Below are 8,945 nucleotides of genomic sequence, written 5' to 3' on the forward strand. Positions count from 1 at the left end.
GGGGCGGCTAGTGAAAAAGCCCACCCACAAAAAGGAATTCGAGTCGTGCAGTTTCCCTTGCCCAGTCGTCAATTACGCCTGTCGTTGCTTGCCAGTAGCCTGCTTATCGCCGTGTCGGCCCAGGCCCAGGAAAAGCTGGCGCTGGACTTGCCTGCCGCGCCGCTGGACGAGGCGATCAACACCCTTGCGCAGCAATCTTCGGTACAGATCATCGTTGCCGGCGACGTCGCTGCTGGCCGAAAGGCGCCGGCGGTGAAGGGCCGGTTCACCGCGCAGGAGGCATTGCAGACGCTAGTCAAGGACAGCGGCTTGCACGTGCAGGCCAAGGATGAGCGCACGTTCATCATCGTCCCGCAGGCTGCACCCAGTGCCGTTGCCGAACCCCGCAGCGCACCCGTGGAAATGGCGCAGATGGAAATCACCGCCTCGCGTACCAGCAGCAGCCTGGTTTCCGCGACGCGGCAAGCCACGCTGATCGAGCATGAGCAATTGCAGGAACTGCGCCAGGGCTCGGAGAGCCTGGCCACGGTCCTGGCCAAGGCCATTCCGGGCATGTCCGATTCCAGCCGCACGGTCACCGAGTACGGCCAGACCCTGCGTGGGCGCAGCATGCTGGTGATGGTCGACGGGGTGCCGCTCAACACCAACCGCGACTCTTCGCGCAACCTGGCCAACATCGACCCGGCGCTGATCGAACGGGTCGAGGTCATCCGTGGCAGCAGCGCCATCTACGGCAGCGGCGCCACGGGTGGCATCATTTCCATCACCACACGGCCTGCCGGTGGCGAAAACCGTGGCGAAACCAGCCTGAGCGCCACCTCACCGCTCAGCCGCCTGGGCCGCGATGGCCTGGGCGGCCAGTTCCCGCAGTATTTCGCCGGCTCCCAGGGCGCGGTGGATTATTCGTTCGACTTCGGTACCCGCCACACCGGTGCCTCGTACGATGCGCACGGCGAGCGGATCGCCCCGGAGCCCAGCCAGGGCGACCTGTTCGACTCCAACAGCTACAACATCGGCGGCAAGCTGGGGCTGCGCATCGACGACGACCAGCGCATCCAGCTTGCCGCCAGCCACTACGAGGCGCGCCAGGATACCGACTACGCCACCGACCCGAGCGTGGCCCGGTATCCGGCAGGATCGGTGCCGGCCAATGCGATCAAAGGCCTGGACCTGGATGAGCAGAACCATATTCGCAATACCCTGGTGAACCTCGAGTACGAGCACCTCGACGTTTTCGGCAGCAAGCTGTCTGCGCAAATGTACTATCGGGACTACTTCACCCGCTTCACGCCGTTCGATGCCCGCGCCGTGGCCACCCGTGGCGGCAACGTCGACCAGATCATGCAGAACAGCGAGGTGTTCGGCAGCCGCCTGACCCTGCGCACCCCGCTCGGCAGCAGCGGCGACACCGAACTGGTGTGGGGCGGCGACTACAACCAAGAGCGCAGCGACATGCCGATCGATGTGTTCGACCCGGCGGCTTACGATGCCAGCGGCGGGCTGGTGTTCGACAAGATCGGCAAGCTCACCTACATGCCGCCGCTCAAGACCCGTAGCGCCGGGGCGTTCGCGCAATTGCAGCATCGCTTCGATGAGCACTGGTCGGTGGATGGCGGCCTGCGCTACGAATACTCCACCGCCGAATTCGATGACTTCGTTCCATTGTCCGAAGCCACGGCTGCCTCGCCGGTGGCGGTGGAAGGCGGCGAGATTCATTACGATGCGCTGCTGTCCAACCTCGGCATCGTCTATTCGCCGGTGCTCGGCCAGGAAATCTACGCGTCGTTCAGCCAGGGCTTCCAGCTGCCTGATGTGGGCATCCAGTTGCGCAACGCGCGGCGTGGCTTCGACTTGGGGGCGTCGAACCTGGAGCCGGTGAAAACCAACAATTACGAGCTTGGCTGGCGGGGTGAGCTGGGGAGCAACACGCTGGGCACCCTGGCGGTGTTTTACACCACCTCCAAACTGGGTGATGTGCAGAGTTTCAACAATGGCCTGATTCTGACCCGCACCAAGGAGCGCATCTACGGTGCCGAGGCCAGTGCCGATTGGTTGACCGACGATGCGGTGTGGGGCGCTGGCGGCAGTGCCACCTGGATGCGCGGGCGCGAAAAGCCGGACGGCAAAGGCTGGCAGGACATGACCGGCTATCGCGTTCCGCCGCTGAAACTGACCGCCTATGTGCAGTACAAGCCGAGTCTGGACTGGAGCAACCGCCTGCAAGCCACGTTCTTCGATGGCAAGGACTACCGGCTCGATGGCATCGACAGCTTCGGTCGGCACCAGGTGAGCAGCTATACCACCGTGGACCTGGTCAGCCAGTATCAGCTTTCCCCGGACGACAAGGTCAGCGTCGGCATTCAGAACCTGTTCAATCGTGACTACTACCCGCTGTACAGCCAGTTGCTGCGCAATAACAACAACACCAGCCACCTGCCGGCACCCGGCACCGTGCTGACGGCCAGCTATACGCACGACTGGTGACCGCCGTCCAGGCAGTGTGAACCTTGCCGCCTGGCGGTAAGTCACAGCTGTGACGACGAACCCGTGGAGGGGCTGTGATGATTCATCTGGGCTGCGCGGGCTGGAGCCTGTCACGCCAGTACGCCGATGCTTTTGCTGCGCCCGGCAGCCACCTGCAACGCTACGCTGCCAGGTTCAACGCGGTGGAGATCAACAGCAGCTTCTACCGGCCCCATCGGCCGGAAACCTATGCCCGCTGGGCCACATCGGTGCCTGAGGGTTTTCGTTTTGCGGTCAAGCTGCCGAAAGCCATCACCCATGAGCAACGCCTGGAACGCTGCGAGCCGGCGCTCGAGGCGTTTCTGGCCGAGTGCGGGCAATTGGGCGAGCGCCTGGGTTGCCTGTTGGTGTAGTTGCCACCGTCGTTGGGCTTTGCCGAGCCGGTGGCGCAGCGCTTCTTCGAAAGCCTGCGCGAACGCTATGCCGGGGCGGTGGCGATCGAGCCCAGGCACGCCAGTTGGCAGTCGGCGCAGGCAATGCTGAGCGACCTACGCATCGCCCAGGTCGCGGCGAGCCCTTCGCGTTTCGCCACCGATGCGCTGCCGGGTGGTTGGCCCGGGCTGGTTTACTGGCGCCTGCATGGCGAGCCGCGGATTTATCATAGCGAGTACTCCACGGCTTACCTGCAAGGCCTGGCCGAACGATTGCAACGCAGCCGAGCTGCGGGTGTGCCCACATGGTGCATTTTCGACAACACAGCGTCCGGCGCGGCGTTGGGTAATGCGTTGGACCTTGAGCAGCGTTTGCGTTGAAGCAAGCCGATCAAACTTTCGGCTGTGTACAGGCTCTTCTGAAAACACTTGGCTGATACGAGGACGCGTTCATGAAGCACACCGATGGCAAGACCGGCGACAAGGTTCCCCGGCCGATTTCCTCTGAAGAGGCGCAGCGCGGCGAGCAAGCGACTGACCCAGTGCTGGAGAACCCTGACCCGGATACCGAGGTGGTGGACAAAGTGATCACGCCGACGTCGATCAAGGAACAGGAAGAACAGACCCGAAAAATCAGGCAACGCCTGGCTGATGCCGAGGGCAAACCACAGCCTTGAACGGCAGTGCCTGGCACCGGCTGCGCCGGTGTTCGCGGCCACGGCCGCTCCCACAAGTACTGCGCAAGCCCGGGGCTGCGTCGTTCCCTGTGGGGGCGGGCGACGCGATGCATGGCACCGGCTGCGCCGGTGTTCGCGGCCACGGCCGCTCCCACAAGTACCGCGCAAGCCCGGGGCTGCGTCGTTCCCTGTCGGAGCGGGCGACGTGGTGCATGGCACCGGCTGCGCCGGTGTTCGCGGCTAAAGCCGCTCCCACAAGTACTGCGCAAGCCTGGGGCTACATCGTTCCCTGTGGGAGCGGGCGCGCCCGCGAAGCAGGCGACGCGGTGCCTGGCACTGGCTGCGCCGGTGTTCGCGTGATCGTGTAGCCAGCGTCATCCGCTCGTTGAGCTACACCATGGCCTGCGTAAGCCCCGGGTCATGGCTGCCGCTCGGCCACCGCTCGCAACGTACGCAACGTCACCACCGGCGCATCGACCACGAACCGGTTGGCCAGCCATCCCGGCACATCCCCGGCAGGGTCGGCCTGCAACTGGTAAGTCACCTCGGTCTTGCGCTCACCCAGCGGTTTCATCCGCCACTCACCACTGACATGCTGCACGCGGATCAGCCCGGCCACGTTGGGGATTTTCCCGGGTTCGGCGCTAAGGTGGCGCAGCAGCGTACCATCGTCCAGGCGTTCGGTGGTGACCCTCAGCACGATGTCACGCGGCATCGTCGGCCACGGCAGGTCGGTGGTCAGGTACACCCAGGTGCTGTCGCCCTGCACATCCAGCAAGCGCATCTCGGCGCAGGCGTACAGCCATTTGCAGGCCACCCGCAGGTTCTCCTGCAGGTCCGTGAGCGTGCGAACGCTGGCCTGCATGGTGCTGACCCCACGGAACTGCTGGTACGGCGAATCGGCAACGTTGCTCAGGTACACACGGATGCCTTCGCGGTCGTAGGCCAGCTTCCAGTCATCGGCGGCTGAGGCGAGGCAGGGCAGCAGCAGGGCGGCAAGCAGCAGGCGGCGGTTCATGGCGGGTACCGCGCGGGGATGGGTATTTCAGTATGCGCGGCAAACGCAAAGCCCGCCAGATTGGCGGGCTTGCGGGCATCGACCTGCGCTTAGCGCTTGGGGTTCAGCGTCAGGTGCACGTGACGGTTCACATCCTTGTACAGCAGGTAGCTGAACTTGCCTGGACCGCCGGCGTAGCAGGCTTGCGGGCAGAATGCGCGCAGCCACATGAAGTCGCCGGCCTCGACCTCGACCCAGTCCTGGTTCAGGCGGTATACCGCCTTGCCTTCCAGCACGTACAGGCCGTGTTCCATCACGTGGGTCTCGGCGAACGGAATCACGCCGCCCGGCTGGAAGGTGACGATATTCACGTGCATGTCGTGGCGCATGTCGGCCATGTCGACGAAGCGGGTGGTGACCCAGCGGCCTTCGGTGCCCGGCATCTCGATGACGGTGGCGTTGTCCCGGTGGGTAACGAAGGACTCAGGCACGTCCAGGCCTTCGACTTTCTGGTAATGCTTGCGCAGCCAGTGGAAGGTGACGTTGGACTTGCTGTTGTTGCGCAGGCTCCACTCGGCGCCCGGGGCCAGGAAGGCGTAGCCACCCGGTACCAAGGTGTGGTGCTTGCCTTCGACGGTGATGTCCAGCTCGCCTTCGACGATGAACACCACGGCTTCGGCGTTCGGGTCCAGCTCAGGGCGCTCGCTGCCGCCTTCCGGGGCAACTTCGACGATGTACTGCGAGAAGGTTTCGGCAAAACCGGTGAGCGGGCGGGCGATGACCCACATGCGCATCTTGTCCCAGAACGGCAGGTGGCTGGTGACGATGTCACGCATCACGCCCTTGGGTATGACGGCATAGGCTTCGGTGAACATGGCACGGTCAGTCAGCAGCTCGGTCTGAGCCGGGTGCCCACCGTGGGGGGCGAAGTACGAATGGTTCGACATGGACGATCTCGACTTGTTGTTCTCTCCCCATGCCGTGAACCGCACCGGCCGGTGCGGCGCAGGGGATGTGGCGACAGAATAGGGGCGAGTGCGTGCCATCCACAAATTAAATGTTGGAATACCCGGTATTTGCTGGCTGAATGTTCACCTGGCGGCCGGCATGCCGTTCCGGCAAGCGGTCGCCCTGGCCGAACAGCTTGTGCCGCAAGCTGCCTTCGGCATAGCTCAGCGGATAGCGGCCACGCCGTTGCAGCTCCGGCACCAGCAGTTCGACCACCTGGGCCAGGTCGTCCGGCTGCACGGCGTAGGTCAGGTTGAAGCCATCGATGCCGGTCTGCTCCAGCCAGCGTTCCAGCTGGTCGGCAACCTCGCTGGCCGAGCCCACCAGCACCGGGCCACGGCCACCCAGGCCGATGAACTCGGCGGCCTCGCGCACGCTCCAGCGGCGGTTCGGGTCGGCGGCGGTAAAGGCGGCCAGGGCGGCACGCCCCGCATCGTTCTCGACATATTCGATCGGTGCCTCGGGGTCGACGCCGGCGAAGTCGATACCGGTCCAGCCCGACAGCAGGGCGAGGGCGGCGTCGAGGTCGACATAGCGGCGATACTCGGCGAAGCGCGCCTCGGCCTCTTCGCGGGTGGCGGCGACGATCAACAGCGCCTGGGCATAGATCAGCACCTCGTCACGGCCGCGCCCGGCCGCCTCGCTGGCCTGGCGGATGCCGTCGGCGTAGCGCCGCAACACCGTCGGCGTCGGCCCGCTGATGAAGACACATTCGGCGTGCCGTGCGGCGAACTGCTGGCCGCGTGCCGAAGCGCCGGCCTGGAACAACACCGGCGTGCGTTGCGGCGAGGGCTGGCACAGGTGCATGCCCGGCACCTGGAAGTGCTCGCCGGCATGCGCGATGGGGTGCACCCGCGACGGCTCGATATAGCGCCCGCTGTCACGCTCCAGCAGCACCGCGTCATCGTCCCAGCTTTTTTCCCAGAGCTTGTACAACACTTGCAGGTATTCCTCGGCCAGGTCGTAGCGCTGGTCATGGCCCAGCTGCCGCGCCAGGCCCAGATTGCGCGCGGCGCTGTCGAGGTAGCCGGTGACGATGTTCCAGCCGACCCGGCCATTGCTCAGGTGATCGAGCGTGGACATGCGCCGGGCGAAGGGGTAGGGGTGCTCGTAGGTCAGCGAGAAGGTCACGCCAAAGCCCAGGTGTTCGGTAACCCCGGTCATGGCCGGTACCAGCAGCAGCGGGTCGTTCACCGGTACCTGCACGCCGCCGCGCAGGGCGGCTTCGGGGCCGCCCTGGTAGACGTCGTAGATACCCAGCACATCGGCGATGAACAGCGCGTCGAACAGCCCGCGTTCGAGCAGGCGGGCCAGGTCGGTCCAGTAATCCAGGCGGTTGAAGGCCACGCTGGTGTTGCGCGGATGACGCCACAGCCCGGGGGACTGGTGGCTGGCGGCATTCATGCTGAAGGCGTTGAAGCGGATCGGGCGGGGCATGCCAGGTGCGCTCCGTTCAAGGCAATACGGAAGCCGGGTAGACCGCTTCGGCCACCTGCAGCTTGCGTGGAATCAGGCCCAGCCCCTGGAAGGTGTCAGCCAGCTTCTGTTGTTCGGCAACGATCTGCGGGGTGATGGCCACGGCGTTGTAATTGCGCCGTTCGCTGGCCACTGCCAGCACGTTGGCGTTGATCCCCAGCTGTGGCGCGAGCAACGCGGCGACTTCTGCAGGCTTGGCGTTGGCCCACTGGCTGACCTTGCCCAGTTCGCTGAAGAAGGTCTTGAGCAACTCACGATGCTGGTCGGCGAAACTGGCGGTGGACAGGTAGAAGGTGCGGTTGTTGGACAGGCCACTGCCGTCGCGCAGGTTCTTCAGGCCGGGCTGGCTTTCTGCGGCGGCCAGGAACGGATCCCACAGGGTCACGGCCTGGACGCTGCCCGACTGCAGGGCAGCCACGGCATCGGCGGCGTTGTTGACGTAGGCGGGGGTGATGTCGCGGTAGCTGAGGCCGGCCTGTTCCAGGGCCACGGCCAGCAGGTATTGGGCGTTCCAGCCGCGGCCGGTGGCCACGCGTTTGCCCTTCAGGTCCTGTACGCTGGCCAAGTGGTCCTGTTCGCGCACCACCAGGCCGATGCCGCGTGGGTAGGGCTGCTCGGCAGCCAGGTAAACCACCGGTTTGCCTGCGGCCTGGGCGAACACCGAGGGCGCGTCGGCGGCATGGCCGAGGTCGATGGCGCCGGTGCTCAGGGCTTCGAGCAGTTGCGGGCCAGCGGCGAACTCATGCCAGCTGACTTTCACCCCCTGTGGCGCCAAGGCCTTCTCCAGGGCGCCGCTGCCCTTGAGAATGTTGATGCTGTTGAATTTCTGATAGCCGATGCGCAGGGTTTTGGCCTCGTCGGCGAGGGCTTGGGACCAGGGCAGCAAGGTACTGGCGACACTGGCCAGCAAGCCGCCGATCAGCAGGCGGCGCAGGGGCGAAAAGGCACGGGAAGGCATGGGCGTTGCTCCTTGAGTCGGGTGGGAAACGATGTATCCAGACTAAGGAGGCGGCGTTTGGCTTTCAATTTTTATATGTCGGTTTGTTAGATTGTTTTGTTATTTTTATATCCGTTTGTTTTATGGCGCTGTGCCGCGCCGGGTGGCTACCCGACCAACAGCGTGCTTCCCTGCATGGCCTCGCTCGCGGATAATCGCCACATTCCAATAAACAGCCTGTGAGTGGGTATGAGTGATTCCGTAGTCGGCCTTGGCCAGCCTGAAACCGCCGGGGGGCGCAAGACGCGCAAGAACAACCCGGAGAAAACCCGCGAGGACATCCTCCAGGCCGCCGTCAACGAGTTCGTCCAGCAAGGCCTGGCCGGTGCCCGCGTCGATGCCATCGCCGAGCGCACCGCCACCTCCAAGCGCATGATCTACTACTACTTCGGCAGCAAGGAGCAGCTGTACTGCGAGTGCCTGATCAAGCTGTATGGCGACATCCGCAAGACCGAGCAGAGCCTGGACCTGGAGTCGCTGCCGGCCGAACAGGCGATCCGCCGGCTGGTGGAGTTCACCTTCGATCACCACGACCGCAACGTCGACTTCGTGCGCATCGTCTGCACCGAGAACATCCACTACGGCGAGTACGTCAAGCAGTCGCCGGCGATCCGCGAAATGAGCAGCCTGGTGCTCCAGGCGTTGGCCAATACCTTGCACCGTGGCGTGCAGGACGGGGTGTTCCGCGCAGGTATCGAAGTCATCGACCTGCACATGCTGATGAGCTCGTTCTGCTTCTACCGGGTGTCCAACCGCCACACCTTTGGCGAGATCTTCCAGATCGACCTGTCCGATGAGCAGATCAAGCAGCGCCACAAAACCATGATTGGCGATGCGGTGTTGCGTTACATCCGCGCCTGATCGGCGATTTTTTACTGCTCGTACCGGCCTTTTCG

7 protein-coding genes and 1 pseudogene are annotated in these 8,945 nt (G+C 64.5%); 4 read left to right on the forward strand and 4 right to left on the reverse strand.

Annotated features, from left to right (window positions below):
- The first annotated feature begins 45 nt into the window (after nt 1-45).
- The 3 genes and pseudogenes from C6A77_RS06895 to C6A77_RS06905 all read left to right on the forward strand — a co-directional run bounded on the left by C6A77_RS06895 (nt 46) and on the right by C6A77_RS06905 (nt 3,571).
- Nucleotides 46-2,484 (forward strand): TonB-dependent receptor, encoded by a 2,439-nt coding sequence (locus C6A77_RS06895; protein ID WP_114168778.1) that lies wholly within the window; start codon nt 46-48, stop codon nt 2,482-2,484.
- Nucleotides 2,485-2,561: 77 nt separating this feature from the next.
- Nucleotides 2,562-3,275 (forward strand): annotated as a pseudogene (locus C6A77_RS06900) (DUF72 domain-containing protein).
- 71 nt (nt 3,276-3,346) lie between these two features.
- Nucleotides 3,347-3,571, forward strand: a complete 225-nt coding sequence (locus tag C6A77_RS06905) for a hypothetical protein (protein ID WP_114168779.1) — start codon at nt 3,347-3,349, stop codon at nt 3,569-3,571.
- A gap of 418 nt (nt 3,572-3,989) precedes the next feature.
- Here the strand turns inward: C6A77_RS06905 and C6A77_RS06910 are convergent, their stop codons facing one another.
- From C6A77_RS06910 to C6A77_RS06925, 4 genes are all read right to left on the reverse strand, one after another.
- Nucleotides 3,990-4,589 (reverse strand): START domain-containing protein, encoded by a 600-nt coding sequence (locus C6A77_RS06910; RefSeq protein ID WP_114168780.1) that lies wholly within the window; start codon nt 4,587-4,589, stop codon nt 3,990-3,992.
- Nucleotides 4,590-4,678: 89 nt separating this feature from the next.
- Nucleotides 4,679-5,515, reverse strand: coding sequence for a bifunctional allantoicase/(S)-ureidoglycine aminohydrolase (locus C6A77_RS06915; RefSeq protein ID WP_013972924.1), 837 nt, complete (start codon nt 5,513-5,515; stop codon nt 4,679-4,681).
- 106 nt (nt 5,516-5,621) lie between these two features.
- Nucleotides 5,622-7,013 (reverse strand): LLM class flavin-dependent oxidoreductase, encoded by a 1,392-nt coding sequence (locus C6A77_RS06920; RefSeq protein ID WP_114168781.1) that lies wholly within the window; start codon nt 7,011-7,013, stop codon nt 5,622-5,624.
- Between the two features lie 16 nt (nt 7,014-7,029).
- On the reverse strand, nt 7,030-8,010 hold the full coding sequence (locus tag C6A77_RS06925; protein ID WP_114168782.1) for an aliphatic sulfonate ABC transporter substrate-binding protein: 981 nt from the start codon (nt 8,008-8,010) through the stop codon (nt 7,030-7,032).
- A 228-nt stretch (nt 8,011-8,238) separates the two neighbouring features.
- Between C6A77_RS06925 and C6A77_RS06930 the strand changes: the two genes are divergently transcribed.
- On the forward strand, nt 8,239-8,910 hold the full coding sequence (locus tag C6A77_RS06930) for a TetR/AcrR family transcriptional regulator (RefSeq protein WP_114168783.1): 672 nt from the start codon (nt 8,239-8,241) through the stop codon (nt 8,908-8,910).
- Nucleotides 8,911-8,945: the final 35 nt, after the last annotated feature.

It is taken from the genome of Pseudomonas sp. AFG_SD02_1510_Pfu_092, from assembly GCF_003331055.1.
Lineage (GTDB): Bacteria > Pseudomonadota > Gammaproteobacteria > Pseudomonadales > Pseudomonadaceae > Aquipseudomonas.

Coding starts and splice junctions, on each gene's coding strand:
- C6A77_RS06905 (WP_114168779.1), top strand. CDS start 3,347: ATGAAGCACACCGATGGCAAGACCGGCGACAAGGTTCCCCGGCCGATT.
- C6A77_RS06910 (WP_114168780.1), bottom strand. CDS start 4,589: ATGAACCGCCGCCTGCTGCTTGCCGCCCTGCTGCTGCCCTGCCTCGCC.
- C6A77_RS06915 (WP_013972924.1), bottom strand. CDS start 5,515: ATGTCGAACCATTCGTACTTCGCCCCCCACGGTGGGCACCCGGCTCAG.
- C6A77_RS06930 (WP_114168783.1), top strand. CDS start 8,239: ATGAGTGATTCCGTAGTCGGCCTTGGCCAGCCTGAAACCGCCGGGGGG.
- C6A77_RS06920 (WP_114168781.1), bottom strand. CDS start 7,013: ATGCCCCGCCCGATCCGCTTCAACGCCTTCAGCATGAATGCCGCCAGC.
- C6A77_RS06925 (WP_114168782.1), bottom strand. CDS start 8,010: ATGCCTTCCCGTGCCTTTTCGCCCCTGCGCCGCCTGCTGATCGGCGGC.